Here is a 16793-nt window from a genome sequence, read left to right as displayed (position 1 = left end):
AATTATATATATCAAAAAAATAGTTCTAAAATAATGACAAATAGCAGGTACTCCAGCATTAATTAGTTCAGTTGCCAGCCGTATAATTGACGAAAAATACGACCGGTATTTCTAAAAAAGGCTAAGTGATTTTGTAGGATAAAATTTGCGTTCCCTACGGCAAGTCCCTACATTAGCAAGCGAAAATCCGTTGACATCCCGCATTTGGCAAAATACTATTTTGTCTACTCATAAAATAGTATTTTCTTATTTTATGTCTATTCTTATCCAAGAATACGGCAATATGGTTTTGTACCATCCTCAATGCTACGTGTTAATAGTACGTTCATTCTTTTTTAGACAAATTCCAAACTGGAACTAGTGTGGACTGAAAATCGTCGGCTTATATCACCTTTTTTAATCTAGTTTTAATCTAAAAATCGCCTTATGGCAGCAGTCTACATGATGAGACAAACATCTCTACTCATTTTCTTATTGTGCCTATCAACCATGTCCCTGTTTGGTCAGACGCGTACGCTTACTGGCAACGTAACCAACAGCGAAGACGGCACCGACTTGCCAGGCGTAAACGTGGTTTTGAAAGGGACAAGTACGGGCGTAACCACCGACGCCAACGGGGCGTTCAAGCTGGCCGTTCCAAATCAGGGGGGAACGCTACTCTTCTCATCGATCGGATTTCAGGCGCAGGAAGTAGTTATTGGCAACCTCAGCAAAGTGACGATCAAACTGTTGCCCGACACCAAGCAACTGTCGGAAGTGATTATCACCGGCTATGGCACCCAAGCGCAGAAAACGCTAACGGGCTCGATTGCCTCAGTGAGTGGCAAATCCATTGAGAATATCCCGGCGCCCAGTAGCGACCAACTCCTGCAAGGGCGGGCGGCCGGTGTTCAGGTGAGCGCCAACTCCGGTACGCCCGGTGGCGGGATGCAGGTACGCGTCCGGGGGACAACATCCATCAACGGCTCCAGCGACCCTTTGTACGTAGTAGATGGTATTCCAATTCAATCGAACAACCTGTCTGGTATTGGGCTGGGCGGTAGTACGACAAACCCGATCGCGGATATTAACCCGGCCGATATTGCCTCGATGGAAATCCTCAAGGATGCCTCGGCAACGGCTATTTATGGTGCCCGGGCAGCCAATGGTGTTGTACTGATTACGACCAAACGGGGTGCCAACAAAAAAGCGAAAATCAGTTTTGGTACATATCAGGGCACGCAACAACTCTGGCGTAAACCCGCTGTTGTTGACGGGCCTACGTTCGAAACGCTCATTAACGAAGCGAACGTAAACAACGGGCAAAAACCTACTTATGCGAATCCGGCTGGTACGACAAACAGCAATTGGAGCGAGCGCATCTTTCAGGATGGCGCACTCCGCAACTATGACCTGTCAATTGCCGGGGGCAGCGAGAAAGTCCAGTATCTGGTGTCGGCCAATAATTTCTTTCAGGAAGCGGTGGTGAAAGGATCGGACTTCAAACGAACTAGCGGGCGTGTCAATCTTGATTTTACCCCGATTGACAAGGTCAAGGTAGGAACGAGCGTTCTGTTTGCCCGAAGCACGCGCAATCTTATCCGGAGCGACGATAATATTTCCGGTGCGCTGTCGGGTGCGTTTTTCCTGCCACCGAATCTGCCTTTCTACCAGGCCGACGGTTCTTACACTAAATTTGGTACGTTCGAGAATCCAATTGCCGCCGTTGAGAACAACAATATCAAGATGAATACGAATCGGTTTCTGGCCAACGTATACGCTCAATATGATATTCTACCCGGCCTGAATCTACGGAGCACCTTTAGTCTTGATTACTCGAACATTCAGGAGGATTTATACGACAATACATTTCTGAATAACGGCGCTTCCCGGAACGGGTTCGGCCAGTCGCTTAACTCGCGGGACAATAACTGGATTCAGGAGAACGTATTGACCTACCAGCGCTCGTTCGGCGATCATTCCATCAATGCACTGGTTGGGACGTCTATGCAGGAATCGACCTTTGATCGGACTACGGCCACTGGCGAGCAGTTTCCGAGCAACGACTTCACCCGGATTATCTCGGCAGCTGTGCAACGGGGTACGTCCGAGGGCACTAGCTGGGGCATTTCTTCGCTGTTTGGACGTATCGTTTACGATTACAAAAGCCGGTATCTGGCAACGGTCAATGTCCGGCGTGATGGATCCTCCCGCTTTGGCCGCGACAATCGCTGGGGTACGTTCCCATCGGTGGCGTTAGGCTGGCTTATCTCCGAAGAGTCATTCATGAAGGACCTGTCGTTTCTGAACGTGCTTAAAATTCGGGGGAGTTACGGGCTTACGGGGAATCAGAGCGGTATCACCAACTTCCAGTCGATTGGCTTATGGGGCGGTAATCTGGACGATCTGGGTGCGCCGTCTGGCTCATCAGCCTATGTCGATCTACCGGGTACGGCGCCTATCCAACTGGCCAATCAGGATCTGAAATGGGAAACAACGACCCAAACCAACGTTGGTTTAGACCTGGGCATCATCAAGAATCGGGTGAAAATTACCGCCGATTACTACGTTAAAAACACAACTGATCTGTTGCTGGCCGTTCCAGTGCCCCGTACGTCCGGGTTTAATACCTTAGTGCAGAACTACGGAGCCGTTCAGAACAAAGGGTTTGAACTGGGTATCAACGCCGATATTTTGAAAGGCGACAACCAAAAAATTGGCTGGAATGTCAACTTCAACATTGCCACCAACACGAACAAACTAACCAAACTGGCGGCCCCATTTACGGTCTACAATCGGGACATCTACCGCTACGAGGAAGGCTATTCGATGTACTCGTTTTATCTGCATGAGCAAACGGGTGTAAATCCGGAAACGGGCGCGCCTATTTGGACAGATGTAAACGGCGATGGTAAGTTTGACGCGAACGTTGACCGGAAAATTGTGGGCAACGCTAACCCTAAATTCTTCGGCGGCATCACGAATACATTGAATTTCAAAGGCTTCGACCTGATGTTTTTCTTCCAGTATTCGTCGGGCAACAAACAACTGCACTGGAACCGATTCTTTGGTGAGCACGGCGGAACACGAAACACGAACTTCATGACCAGCCAGCTCGACCGTTGGCAGAAGTCGGGCGATCAGACAATGATCCCCAAAATGACCGCTGAAAACTACGCGGGTAACCTCCGTCCATCGCGGTTTCTGGAAGATGGTTCATACATGCGGTTGAAGAATATTTCGCTGGGGTACACGCTGCCGAAACCGCTGCTGGATAAACTCCATCTGTCGAATTTGCGGATCTACGTCTCAGGTCAGAATGTGCTGACGTTCACGAAATACACCGGCCTGGACCCTGAAATGACCGGCACCGCATCGACCAACCTGACCCAGGGAATCGAGTTCTTTACGATGCCACAACCTAAGGTATACATGGCTGGACTCAATGTTAGTTTCTAACGCCAACTGACGCTATTTTTTTATGAATGACCTGAAAAAGAGGCCGTTCACTAACCGACTTTGTATCATGAAACCTATTAATACTCTTTTACTGGCGGGGCTGGTCAGTGTGTTTTCTGCCTGCAACGTACTCGATCAGTTGCCACAGGCCGAAGTAGCCGAATCAATTGCCGTGACGAATAAAAAAGGCGCTAATGCGGCTCTGGCGGGCTTGTATAACCAGCTTCAGGACGGCAACTATTATGGGCGTAATTTTCAACTGATGGGCGACGTAGCATCCGACATCTCGCAGAGTGTGGGCACCTGGGATTTTTACCGGGAAATGGATACCTACGTAACCGCACCTGCCAATCGGGAGAACGCGGCACTCTGGACGCGCGGCTATCGGGCCATCAACATCGCCAATACGCTGATCGCTAATGTGCCAAACCTGGCAGACCTGACCACTGCCGAAAAGAATGCATTACTGGGCCAGGCGTACTTCCTGAGAGGGCTGGTTTATTTCGACCTGACTCGGGTATATGCAGGCGTGCCAGACGTAGTAGGTACGTTGGGAATTCCCATTGTTCTGACGCCCTCAAAAACTGTTGATGAAACCTTGTATCCAAGTCGGCCTACATTAAAAGCCTCTTACGATCACGTGGAAAGCGATCTTGTAAAATCACTCGAATTGCTGCCGGAGGCCTACGCGTCGGATATCACCACACGGGCACAGGCGGTTAAAGGCACGGCCAAAGCCTTGCTATCACGGCTTTATCTGTACCTTAAACAACCTACCAAGGTGTTGCAATACGCAAATGAAGTGATTGCCGACCCGAAATACGTACTGCAAACGTCCTACGAAAGTATCTTCTCAGGGAAGTTCACAGCGGAATCCGTCTTCGAGCTGAACTTTGGTAGTACCGACCAGAGTGGCATGCGCAACTGGTATTTCCCGTCGAGTCTGGGCGGTCGGGGTGACATTGCTATTCACGAGAGCTTTTATCAGGAGTTGATCGCCAACCCAAAGGATGTGCGGGGCAAGATGGTAGCCCGCGACAACACAGTAAATGTATATTATTCAACAAAATACCAGAAGGCGGGTAATATTGACAATGCCCATATTATTCGTATTGCGGAAATCTATCTAAACCGGGCCGAAGCGCGTGCTCAAACCGGTGATCTGACGGGTGCCTTAGCTGACCTGAATAAAATCAGAAACCGGGCGGGCGTAGAAAGTCTGACCCTTACGGGCGTGCAGCCAACGCTGGAAGCCATCTGGCAGGAACGTAAACTGGAACTGGCATTTGAAGGTCACCGCTTCTTCGACCTCGTTCGCACGAACCAGGCATTGACGAAACTGGTGCAGGTAAGCCGCAAAAACGGGCCACCCGTTACGTTGAGCAATGCCGGTCGGCAAATTTTCCCAATTCCCCTGGCTGACATCGACTCGAACAAGAAACTGGTTCAGAACGATGGGTACAAATAGGGGAGCTATTTTGCCCAGATACTGCCTGTAGACACTCATTTCAACGTGCCTTCGCCCAGGAAATGCCACCTGGCGTTGACTGGGCGAAGGTATACGGTTTCTCTGTTTGAAAATCCTGATTGTCATATTGCTGTTGTTTTCGCTTGGCGTTCCTTTCTGGGGGACGTATACGATTCTGCAATCCCAAAAAAAAGAGGTAAAAGAGGAGGTTACCGAGCAGCTTCGTAGGGGCATCGATACCAATGAACTTGTGCTGCTGAAATTTTCTGTTTCAGATAGTAAAAAGCAACTTCACTGGGAACACGATTGGGAATTTGAGTATAAAGGCCAGATGTATGACCTCATCGAAGCAACCGTGAAAGGCGATAGTATCTGGTATAAATGCCTGTGGGATAAAGAAGAAACCCGCCTGAACAGGCAACTCGAAAAGTTAATGACGTGGGTAGTCGGGTCTACTGCCGAAGCAGGTGGCTCGGATGAGCAGTTCATTTTCTTAAAGCCGCTCTACTATCAGGAACTCACCCATTGGCAGGCAAAGCCGGCTTGTTTGTGTATGGCCCGCGTTGGTTACGATTTCACTAACCTTCCGCTAATACGTATCGCTCTGGCTCCGCCCCTTCTCCCGCCGGAATCATAATTTCATGTACTGGATTTCCACTTGTCAGCGTCTGAAAATGAAGCTGACTAAGGGTCTATTTATCTGTATGTTATGAAACTGATTCATGAGAAATGAAAAAATATATAATTCTCGGTTTATGGCTGGGCGCTTACCTCACAAGCTACGCTCAGGAGATAACCGTGAAAGATCAACAGGATTACAGACCACTCGAACGGGCAACGCTTTCGAGTGAAAACCCCAAAGCGTCAGCCATTACAGATGCGAATGGGAAAGTAAATATTTCGACATTTAAAGGCGCTACCCAAATTCAGGTTCGGATGGTTGGATACGAAACACAACTCCTGACGTACGACGAGTTGGCCAAACCGAACGGGTTTATCTACGTAAAGCCAGCATACATTTCGCTGGATCAGGTGGTTGTAACGGCTAATCGCTGGAATCAGTCGAGACGGGATATTCCCGCCAAAATCACCACGATTTCAGCTAAGGACGTAGCCTTTCAGAATCCGCAAACGGCGGCTGACTTGTTGGGTATGTCGGGCGAGGTGTTTATTCAAAAAAGTCAGCAAGGGGGTGGCAGTCCGATGATTCGGGGCTTTTCGACCAACCGGCTGTTGATTACCGTCGATGGCGTACGCATGAATACGGCTATTTTTCGGAGTGGCAACCTGCAAAACGTGATCTCACTCGACCCGTTCGCAATCAGTAATACCGAAGTACTGTTTGGGCCAGGCTCGGTTATGTACGGGAGCGACGCCATTGCGGGTGTGATGAGCTTTTATACGCTGACGCCTAAACTGTCCACAAGTGCCAAAACCTTCGTGTCGGGTTCTGCCTTGGGTCGTTATTCCTCGGCCAATGGTGAATTTACGGGTCATGCTGATGTGAATGTCGGCTGGCAAAAGTGGGCTATCGCCACCAGTATATCCCACAACAATTTTGGCGATTTGCGCATGGGCACGAACGGTCCGAATGAATACCTGCGAAAGGAGTACGTGGAACGAATGGATGGCAAAGATGTGGTCATCACGAACTCTGATCCTCAGATACAACGCCCAAGCGGGTATTCACAGCTTAATTTGACCCAGAAAGTACGCTTCAAACCAACCGAAACGTGGACGGTTGATTATGGGTTTCATTACTCAAACACCTCCGATTATGCCCGCTATGACCGGTTGCTGCGCTACCGGCGTAACCTACCACGTAGTGCCGAATGGAATTACGGGCCGCAGGAATGGATGATGAACAACCTAACGATGACGCACACCAAATCAGCGGGTATCTACGATCAGATGACGGTTCGGCTGGCGCATCAATTTTTCGAAGAAAGCCGGATTGACCGCGATTTAAACACGCCCCAGCGCCGAACTACGCTGGAAAAAGTCAATGCCTTCTCGGCCAGCGTCGATTTCAACAGGCAGGTTGATCCGAAACAGCGCGTATTTTATGGTGTTGAAGCGATCTACAACGATGTTGTTTCCACCGCTACCAATCTGGATATCGTCACCAAGGTTACGACGCCCGGCGCTCCCCGTTATCCGAAATCGAACTGGGCGTCCTATGCGGCTTATCTGACGTATCAGTTGAAAGCCAGCGATCAGTTGACATTTCAGGCCGGTGCCCGGTACAACCAGTTTGTCCTGAATTCTCAGTTCGAGACTACGTTTTATCCGTTCCCGTTTACCTCGGCTAAACTCAATAATGGAGCACTCACGGGTAGTGCTGGACTCGTTTACAGTCCATCGGAATCCTGGATGCTCAGTGCTAATCTGGCGACAGGTTTCCGTTCGCCCAATGTGGATGACATCGGTAAAGTGTTCGATTCGGCACCGGGCTCGGTTGTGATTCCAAATCCATCGCTCAAAGCTGAATACGCATATAATGCCGAAATTGGCATAGCTAAAACAATTGGCAGTTCGGTGAAAGTGGACGTAACGGGTTATTATACCTTGCTGGACAACGCGCTGGTACGTCGCAATTTTACGCTGAACGGCCGCGACAGCATTGTGTACAATGGCGAACTCAGTCAGGTGCAGGCAATCCAGAATGCAGCGCAAGCCAGGGTATATGGATTACAGGCCGGACTCGAAATCAACCTTCGAAATGGGTTCCGGTTATCGTCGCAGTTTACGTATCAGAAAGGCGACGAAGAACTGGACGATGGCACAACCAGCCCACTTCGGCACGCGGCTCCTTATTTTGGCGTTACCCGACTAAGTTACACCGCCAAACGGCTACGTGCCGAATTGTATGGCGTCTACAACGGCGGGGTTACCAACAAAGGATTAGCCCAGGAAGAGCAGGGCAAAGATTACATGTATGCCATTGACGCTGATGGAAAGCCGTATTCGCCAAGTTGGTACACGTTGAATCTTAAGGCTCAGTACCAACTGCTGAACTACCTGTCGATCAACGCCGGACTGGAAAATCTGACCGATCAGCGGTACCGGCCTTATAGCTCAGGACTTGTGGCTCCGGGCCGAAACTTGATTGTTTCAGCCCGAGCAACGTTTTAGTGATGTCTTAGTGTCAATAAATCGACGGAGTTTAACTCGTCGATTTATTGACATTATCCGTTCTCTTCAGCTACTCTAGCCATTTTTTGACGGCGCATTCGTTTGGCCGTATTACCAATAGAAACCTTTAACCGAATAGCCGCAAAGCAGCCACTTACGGTCGTGTTCAGCCGTTTGGCGGGTTCATTTACAATCTCGCACTGAAATCAAAAGCTGGTACGCGCACTATTATCTACTCAGGAAAATATACCAAGGTTTTCGTGGACGAATTCTAGGGTGATCTAAATTGACACTACTAACTCGTTTGTTGCATAGTCTAAATCCAACAGTAAATTCCACCAGCGCTTTTCTGAATGCCCTTTTTTAATAAATGTCCAATTTTATCCGTCGCATACGATCGTACATATTTGGACAATCTGACACTTACTCGGTAGCGGGTTGAATAATCTCTCGAATGGAGGCCCAGCCTGTTGGGCTCTGTTTATAACGGACGTACACAACCTGCGCACGCCCTTTAAAGAAGAATGGCTCTCCCCCCTTTTTTGGAATACCTTTAATCGTAAAAAGAGCCTGTTCAATAGCGGTGTCTCCCTGAATGAACAGACTCTCGACCTGGTTGTCTTTGAATTCCAGAGTAAACCCTTGAAGCGTTCCTTCCAGATCGACTTTCACCGCATCACGTCCTTTTAAATACTTCGTATAACTAAGCGCTTTAACGACGTCAGGATGATGATAAGTAAGAATAGCAGCTACATCCCCACGTGCGAAAGCGGTCCGAATGGCCTGGCTTGTTTTTTCTAATGAGGCCCTATCTGTTGTTGATTGAGCAAAGGTCTTGGTAAAGGGACTCACTATAGTCAGTAAAGCAACAGTTAGGAGCAGGCATCCTGGGGTTTTCATACGGCAGATTTATTTGTTTGCTAAAGATGCAGTAAATCCCCAAGCGTTGCCTGTTACTCGCTCATTAGTTTACGTTTATTCATGAATAACCTTCTCTACCACAACGTATGATAGCGTATTTCACTCCAACACTATAGAATAGTTTGTAAAGCTCAACCAGGAAACGTGCAATTCGTCAAAAGCGGCTAAATATCCCTTGACTGCCGACGGCTTACCTGGTACGTAAGAATATAGGCTGCCTGAATGAGTAACTATATAGGTATTTATTCGCGGAGCCATGGAAAGTAAGCCAACGTGTTTGTTGCCATTTCGTAATACGTATCATGGCGTCGGACGTCAAGGCTGGGTTGACCTACTAGTAGATCAATACCCATATGAACTGGTTACACAAATGCCATTTTACCAACCTGGACCAGAGTATACCTGACTGCGTGTATTGTGGCAGGATATGGGATAGATTCACTGCTTGAATTAATCTCCAATTGAGCGGTTTTCTTGCTGATGGGTTGTGCTTACAGTAACACAAAGGAAACGGGCAGGCTAGTCCGCACATTCACTGGCTTGCCGTTTAGCTGCCCAGGGCTCCAGGCTGGCATGGCTTTGATAACCCGGAGCGCTTCCTCGTCGCAGCCTCCTCCCACGCTTTGCTTAACCTGCACATCCGCAATACGGCCATCACTAGTCACCACAAAGCTGACTATCACTGTGCCCTCTATCTTGGCGCGTTGGGCTTCGGCCGGATACCGTAGATTTTTCATCAGGTACTGGCCAAGCCCTGCCTGGCCACCCGATGGAACCGGCGGCTGGTCAACCACCGTATAGACGTTGCCCACAATAGCATTGCTGTCTGGTTCAACTTCTTTTTTGCACATCAATAGCAGCGCCATAAAGAGCCCTGCCAGTGGATAGAGAAAAAGACTTCGCGGAGTTACTGATACGTTTCTCATGTGAAAAAATGGGTGATTCGAACTGTAAAATTCCCGAAAAGTGGTTTTGCGGTTTATATAGAACTGACGCTACGGAAGCGGTCGTCTTGATACGTAGACAACGGCAGGCATCGTGTCCTCACAACAGTAAAAGCCGTTAGTCTCCGGTTGATAAGTACCACCCGAAGCAGCTACATACACCCGATTTTTCGTATCGACATACAAGTTGATGAGACGATGTTTAAACGGAAATCGGACCGTTTGTCTGGTACCTGTATCCTGCTTCCTAATTTCAGATGGATTGACGTAACTAGTCGTTGAGCCGGGAGCCGTTGGTGTACTATAGGCTTGAATAGAATACACCGTACCGGTTGATGCCTTCACCATCCCGATGGGCAAAATGTCATCCAGGTACTGCTTGTAGTATTTAGAATAGTAATCCCAGGTTTGTCCATAATCAGCCGTGAAATACAGAGGGTCGCAGGCGCCCAGCAGAGTACCCTGCCGATCATACCTTATGCCATTCATGGCAAAGGTGGTGTCATTGCGGACGAATAACCCAGGGATTGGCCCCTGAAAGTCTTTGGATTCCCGCCAGCTCTTCCCCTGATCGGTGCTGTAGTAGGCTTTTGACCAAGTAGAAACGAGTAATGTTTTATCAATATCGCCTGCAATAGCATACGCTTCCCGCCCTGTTGGTATTTCCAGCCTGATCCAGTCAGGGTCTTCTGCGCTGGTTGCCGGGGACGTGATTGGTGAGTCATTATGCATGCAGGAAACAGTCACCAGTAAAACCGTCAGAAACAGAAATACCTTCTTTACAACGAGTATATCCATTTGATTTAGGGAATTAATGCGTTTACGTCAGATGATCAAATAACGCTTCCTTTCACTGTCGAAAATACCCATTGATGAAAAGTGATTCCTTCATGAGGTATTAAATTATTGTTATGAAACGGCCTATGTACCATAAGGTTCATTTCTGTTACCCGGGGGATTTTTGTGAACCAGCAGTACATAGAATCAAGCCGCATACGTGGCTTGTTGATGGAAAATTTAACGCGTTTTGGTGTACATATACAGTAAAGGCCAGAGCAGTGCTCCGGCCTTTACCAGCAACTTCTACCAAGATTAAGTGGGTAGATTATTTATCGTAATTCGTATTCTGCGGATCAAAATTAGTCCAGCCAGTCAGCCAGTTCTCCGTATTGAAAGCACCCCGGTACGGAGCTGCTGTAAAAAACGCATCGGCCAGTTTACCACCGGTAACCGCATTAGCCGCCACCAATAAAGGTGATGTAGCCTGTGGTAGGAAGTTAGGGGCGGTCAGGTTAAAGTTCTGAGCGTTCAATAGTAACGACGTGATGTCGGTTCCTATAATCTGATTCTTACGAGCAGCCAAATTGAAATACGCTTGCGCATCGGCTGTCGTAATGTCGCCAACACCACGTACCACCGTCGTTGAATTTGGAATTTCAGAATTGCCCAATACAATTCCCTGTAATTCCAGACCGCCGTTCGCCGTGTTTGCTAACGTACCAGCCGTCGTACCTTCCAGCCGTAGACCTTCTGGAAATCCGGTAAAGACGGAGTTATAAATGCTGATCGACGTATTCCGACGCAGGTGCATAGCCGCCCGGTAAGCGCCTGAACCACCTGGCGTGTTGGCACTGCTGGGTACGCCAGGATTGAATGCAAACGCACTAAAATTAGCGAAAACCGGGGCTGTCTGAGGAAGCCCGGCAGGGGCTGGCACGCCCGGATCGAAGTTGTCCGATTCAAACGCTTCGGAACCCGATTGGTCAGCTACGTTCGGATCACGCAGGGCAACACCAAACTGCGCTTTACCTGAGTAGCCATAATCTGTATCAAAATCGTCATCGAAGGTACGTAGCGCAACCAGGTATCTGGCGTTAACTGTACCGCCAAACCATTCGAACGCATCGTCTCCACTATACGAAACCTGCACATGGTCGATGGTGGTACCCGAGCCAACCTGATACATGGTCAATCCGTTAATTTCGCTATTGGCCGTTGTGGACAACGCAACGCCCGGGAACTCAATCCGAACGTATTGCAATGTACCCGAATTGTCATTGGCCGTATTCAGGTTTGAATCGAACGTACCCCGGATACCTCCTTCGAAGCCAATGGTGCTACCTCGGTTGACGGGTGCACGACCGATCAGGACAACACCGCCCCAGTCGCCATATTTACGAGCACCTACTGCCTGAGACGACGTAAAAATAATGGGCGCAGCCGCTGTCCCCTTGGCTTCCAGACGCGCTCCTCTTTCGATGATCAGCGTGCCGGGGTGGTTCTGATTTTCAGGGTCCTGACTGGCATTGTACCCCCGGATAATAGTCCCTGGCTCAATGGTCAGCACGGCATTGTTCGATACGTAAACGTAGCCCTTCAGCGCGTAAATCTTGTTCGCCGTTAAGGTCTGGCTGGCTGTGATCGAATTAGCTAACGTAACAACCTCGCGATTCGAGATAGTGAAAGACGGTGACTGTACCGTCGTACCTCCCGACGAAAGCGAAATAGGACCGTTCTGTGCAGTTGTCGGTACAATCACGGTCATCGAGGTTGTCGTAGCTGCCGTTACCTGCGCGACAGCGTTGCCGGTAAACACAACCGAATTGCTGGTGGGTGTGGTATTAAAACTCGTTCCGGTAATCACAATTGACGCACCCACCGGAGCCTGTGCTGGATTGATGCTCGTAATAGAAAGTGGATCAGGTCCTGGCGTATCGTTGTTCTTACAGGCTGAGATGAACATCGTCAAGCCCAATGCGCAAAGCAGTGTGTACTGGAAGCGTTTGATAAAAAGCATAAATTGATTGGTTTAATTTGATTATTATTTTTTGTTGAGTAGTTATTATCAGGGCACTACGGTTCGTCGGCCGAAGGTGTACACACCCGTCAGGGTTACGTATTGACCCCGTCGGTAGTTGATGTAGTTCTGGTCCGCATCGGCACTGCGGGACGTTACGTCTTTACCGATCTTACGATCGCCGTTATAATCCTGAGCGAACCGGAACGGGGCGTTAAGGATGTCCTGGATACCTAACCGGACTTCAAATTGCTGTTTGATAGTCTTGCTAATGTTGAAATCCACTACGTGCCGGGGCATTTCGTAGGTGGTTGGGTCTTCAATATTACCCACCAGGAAAATACGTGGTCCCGCTACATTGTACAGCAGGTTGTACTGCCAGCCAGATGTAGGATTAGCGTAGTACAAACCCAGGTTTATGAGGTATGGCGACTGATTAGCCAACGCTCGCTTCCGGTCGGTACTGTTGCCGACAAGCTCAATAGCGCCACCAGCGCCTGGCGCTTCAATGAAATCGGCCGTTGTAACCCGGCTGTTTATGTACGAGGCATTTCCAACGATCTGGAGATTCTGGAGAAAGGTGCTACCAGAGTTGGCAAAGCCTTTCCGGAATTCAATTTCTACCCCATAATTCCGAGCTGCCAGTGCGTTGGTGAAGGTGAATATGAAGTTTCCGGGAATTGGAATCAGGAATGATTCTATTGGGTCTTTAAAGCTTTTATAGAAAGCCGTGATTGAGATTAATTCATTCGGAGTCGGGTAGAATTCATACTTCGCATCGAAGTTCTGGATAGTAGCGGTTTTGAGACGCGGATTCCCTATGACTTCAATCTGCCGGGCAAAATCATAATATCGGAACGGAGCTAATTCCCGCAATTCAGGTCGATTGACCGTGGAGGAGTAAGCGAATCGCAGATTTTGCTGTTCAGTCAGTTTGTAGGTGAAATTGACCGACGGTAGCGGGCTAAAAATGTTGTTGTCTACCAACGGTTTAACCGCCGACGTTAACCGAAGGGTCTGGTTATAGAACTCACCCCGAAAACCAAGCGTCAGGTTGGCCCGTGACCCGACATTCACATCACCCGATACGTAGCCAGCCGCGTAGGTCGTCTGGCCATTGTAGGAGTCATTATCAACCGTGCCATCCTGAAGGCTGAAGCTACCTTCACGGCCCGTTACGTTCTCGGGCGCTAACGCCTGGCCAATTTCCAGACCACTGATGTTATTGATCAGGCCAAACCGTTCGTAGCCGTAGAAACGGGCGGCAAAATCCCGATTCCGACGTTCGCCATAAACACCAGCCTTAATTCGGTTTGGCTCCCGGTCCGTTGGATTCCCGAAGGTGTGATCATAATTACCAATCAATGAAACCACCTGCTCATTCAACTTTGAGTAGAATCGGCCCAGGTTGAGCGGGCTGGGCTGAACAGGGACATTGAGCCGGAAGGGTTCCGGCTGGCCATCGGGACCTGTCGCACCAACGGGTCGGGTATATTGAGCCCGTTTCCAATCTGGCTCCCAACGACCCGAATAGCCATAACTGGCAATCCAGTTTACCTTGCTTAATTCGCTAAGGGAATGCTCTCCCGACACCTGTGTGTTCAGAATACTGCGATTCTCGAAACGTTCCGAATAACTCTGAACATCGACACCGTCAATGACAAAGCTTCCGTTCCGGACAACCGTTTCCGTCGAGCCTAGTTGATTATAGAGTGTTTTCCATTCCAGCGTAAAGCGGGGTGAAAAGCGGAAGGTCCAGTTATGTAAAATGCCTAACCGCGTATTCTGGGCATACGTAGCATCATTGTATTCCTGCTGAACGTCGTTGGCCGTTGTGTTTTCGTACAGCCGTAGATTAACGTCCTGGAACTGATTAGTCAAGGCGTAGTTGATGCTGGTCAGGTTGCTTATGCGTACGTTGCCCAGTTCGAATCGCCGACCGGTATTAACGGCAATCCGTACATCGGGGGCAACCGATATATTTTTCAGGCCCCAATCATTTGGCAACAGTCGAGCGTAGGAAGCCCGGCGTACCGAGCTTAAGCCATTAAATTCGCTTGCTTTAGCCGGGAAACTACTAGGTAACTGGCTCTTGGCATCCCACAAGCCCAGAAAACTCAACCCGCCCCGCGAATGCGTCTGGACGTTCTGGAACGTAGTATTCGCCCGGTATCCAACCGTTACGCCAACATCCGTAAAGTTTTGTTCGGGCCGACGTTTCGTGTAAATTTTGATCACTCCGCCCGCAAAATCGCCCGGCAGTTCAGCCGAGCCGGACTTGTAGACAATCATCCGGTCGAGGATGTTGCTGGGCACAATATCAAACGAAAACGAGCGGGATTCTACCTCGGTGGAGGGTGCTATTACGTCGTTAATCAGGACGTTGTTATAGCGAGTACCCAAACCACGAATCAGCACGAACCGGTTATCGACAATGCTCACGCCCGGCACCCGGCGGATGGCGGCAGCCGCATCCCGATCCTGCGATTTCTGAATCTGCATGGCCGAAATCCCCACCGCAATCGGCTTCAACTGTTTGATTTCGGTGATTACGGCAATCTCCGTATTGGTCGCTCGATTTCCCCGAACAACAACTTCCTGAAGGGCTTGCCCTTCCACCGTTAATTCCGTTTCAACAACGGTTGTATTCCCGGCTTCGACGCGAACATTGGGGATTTCCTTCGTCTTATAAGAAATGTAGGAGATGACAATTTTCTGGGTGCCAGCAGGTACGTTCGGGATGACAAAATTGCCCTCAACATCGGTGGTGACGCCCAGTTGCGTGCCGTCGATACGGACGGTGCAGCCGATAAGGGCTTCTTTCGTTTTTTCGTCCCGGATGGTGCCACGAACGGTGCCCAGGGGCGCATCTTTAGCCGCAATTGCGGCAACATATGAAAGAAAAAGGAGAAGAAATAAGATACTTCGATTCATCATGGTAGCTCGGATGTCGCTTTCGCACCGCAAAACTACCGGCCCGAGATTTCTCCGGGATTACCCCAATGTTATGTTCCTAGGGCATTTGTGTTAAGTTTTTTTAATCTGGTTTTAATCTCAAACTTGTTACCGTTAATTTGTTAATCAGTTGGCCTATAGTAGTCATCTCGTTACGTTAACTAGTTGTTAATCTGGTAAATAGGAATAAAAAGCCAGGAAAATATGGAAATCGGATCAGCCAATCTTTCTGTCAATAAGGCCAATAGTATAAATCTGTTGTGGGAATAAGGCATATTGTACCCTTGTTGGGCAGCCGCGAAAATTGTTAATACATGACACCTTACGAATGCGTCCTGACGAAGAAACTCACGCAGGCAATCGAACTTACTGACAACCTGTCGACAGTGGTGAAATCAATCGGGAATAAGACTGTTGACGAAGAGCCAATACTGCACGCGCTTATCAGACAGATTGAAGCCACCAATCAACAATTCGACAATCAATTGCTTCGTTACCGGGACCTTTACGAAAAGCGTATGCGATTGTCGGATGGAACGGATGGCTGTATAAAACACTTGACGGATAAGCTGTGGGAAGACATTGATTACCAGTTTAAAGATGGTACGTTAACCAATGACCTGATCAAGAGCCTGTACCGAAAAATTAATCGCTTACCACTCCACACGTTCCCAATTGATAAACGAAAACCGGTACTTCACAAAGACGTTCGCCTGCACGAGGACACCTACGCCTTGCTGGGCAGGTACTTTAGCTGGTTGGTTGATTTGTTACCAATGATCAATTTTACACCCATTCGCTCCTCTTACTGCCTGCATGAACTTCGGCAGCGGGCCAGTCAGTTTAATGCCCTATCGCAGCAAGCAATGGTTGAGTCAGAAAAATTGCGCGGTATCCAATTCGCTCAAAATCAGCTCTATAAACAATTGAATCAAGCCATGAGTGTTGCCAGGAGCCGTTTGCAGCTTTATAAACGGGAAGCGCAGCGAACAATAAAGTAGCCAGGTATAAAACAGGCATCCTTATATTATCAATCTATTAACAATGCGTATGCACCTTCCTGCCAGATGATCCATACCTAGTTTTGCTCAGGAAAACTGACTTCCCAAATGCTCGGCTGAATGACGTCATTCAA

The 16793-nt window shown here is 48.8% G+C and carries 10 protein-coding genes; 5 read left to right on the top strand and 5 right to left on the bottom strand.

Annotation, left to right across the window (positions count from 1 at the left end):
- The first annotated feature begins 489 nt into the window (after positions 1–489).
- The 4 genes from ACYVEA_RS06625 (at position 490) to ACYVEA_RS06610 (ending at position 8041) form a co-directional block, all read left to right on the top strand.
- Positions 490–3438, top strand: a complete 2949-nt coding sequence (locus ACYVEA_RS06625) for a SusC/RagA family TonB-linked outer membrane protein (RefSeq protein ID WP_461112575.1) — start codon at positions 490–492, stop codon at positions 3436–3438.
- A 67-nt stretch (positions 3439–3505) separates the two neighbouring features.
- Positions 3506–4906, top strand: coding sequence for a RagB/SusD family nutrient uptake outer membrane protein (locus ACYVEA_RS06620; RefSeq protein ID WP_461112573.1), 1401 nt, complete (start codon positions 3506–3508; stop codon positions 4904–4906).
- A 106-nt stretch (positions 4907–5012) separates the two neighbouring features.
- Positions 5013–5543: a hypothetical protein gene (locus tag ACYVEA_RS06615; protein ID WP_461112572.1), complete on the top strand. Its 531-nt coding sequence runs from the start codon at positions 5013–5015 to the stop codon at positions 5541–5543.
- 92 nt (positions 5544–5635) lie between these two features.
- Positions 5636–8041 (top strand): TonB-dependent receptor, encoded by a 2406-nt coding sequence (locus ACYVEA_RS06610; RefSeq protein WP_461112571.1) that lies wholly within the window; start codon positions 5636–5638, stop codon positions 8039–8041.
- Between the two features lie 423 nt (positions 8042–8464).
- Here ACYVEA_RS06610 and ACYVEA_RS06605 read toward each other — a convergent pair whose 3' ends face one another.
- The 5 genes from ACYVEA_RS06605 to ACYVEA_RS06585 form a co-directional block, all read right to left on the bottom strand.
- Entirely contained in the window at positions 8465–8941 is a 477-nt protein-coding gene (locus ACYVEA_RS06605; protein WP_461112570.1) for a YybH family protein, read from the bottom strand.
- Between the two features lie 512 nt (positions 8942–9453).
- A complete protein-coding gene (locus tag ACYVEA_RS06600) occupies positions 9454–9888 on the bottom strand; it encodes an energy transducer TonB (protein WP_461112569.1) in 435 nt (144 codons plus the stop codon).
- Positions 9889–9957: 69 nt separating this feature from the next.
- Entirely contained in the window at positions 9958–10704 is a 747-nt protein-coding gene (locus ACYVEA_RS06595) for a beta propeller repeat protein (RefSeq protein ID WP_461112568.1), read from the bottom strand.
- A 307-nt stretch (positions 10705–11011) separates the two neighbouring features.
- Positions 11012–12703, bottom strand: coding sequence for an IPT/TIG domain-containing protein (locus ACYVEA_RS06590; RefSeq protein WP_461112567.1), 1692 nt, complete (start codon positions 12701–12703; stop codon positions 11012–11014).
- A 48-nt stretch (positions 12704–12751) separates the two neighbouring features.
- A complete protein-coding gene (locus tag ACYVEA_RS06585; protein WP_461112564.1) occupies positions 12752–15637 on the bottom strand; it encodes a TonB-dependent receptor in 2886 nt (961 codons plus the stop codon).
- A gap of 335 nt (positions 15638–15972) precedes the next feature.
- Here ACYVEA_RS06585 and ACYVEA_RS06580 point away from each other — a divergent pair, with 335 nt between their 5' ends.
- Positions 15973–16659 carry a hypothetical protein gene (locus tag ACYVEA_RS06580; protein ID WP_461112562.1) on the top strand — a complete coding sequence of 229 codons (687 nt, stop codon included), beginning with the start codon at positions 15973–15975 and terminating at the stop codon, positions 16657–16659.
- The last annotated feature ends 134 nt before the right edge of the window (positions 16660–16793 follow it).

This window comes from Spirosoma jeollabukense (assembly GCF_054777855.1).
The sequence above is the reverse complement of the archived record's forward strand: the minus strand, read 5'-3'. Positions and strand labels throughout refer to the sequence as shown.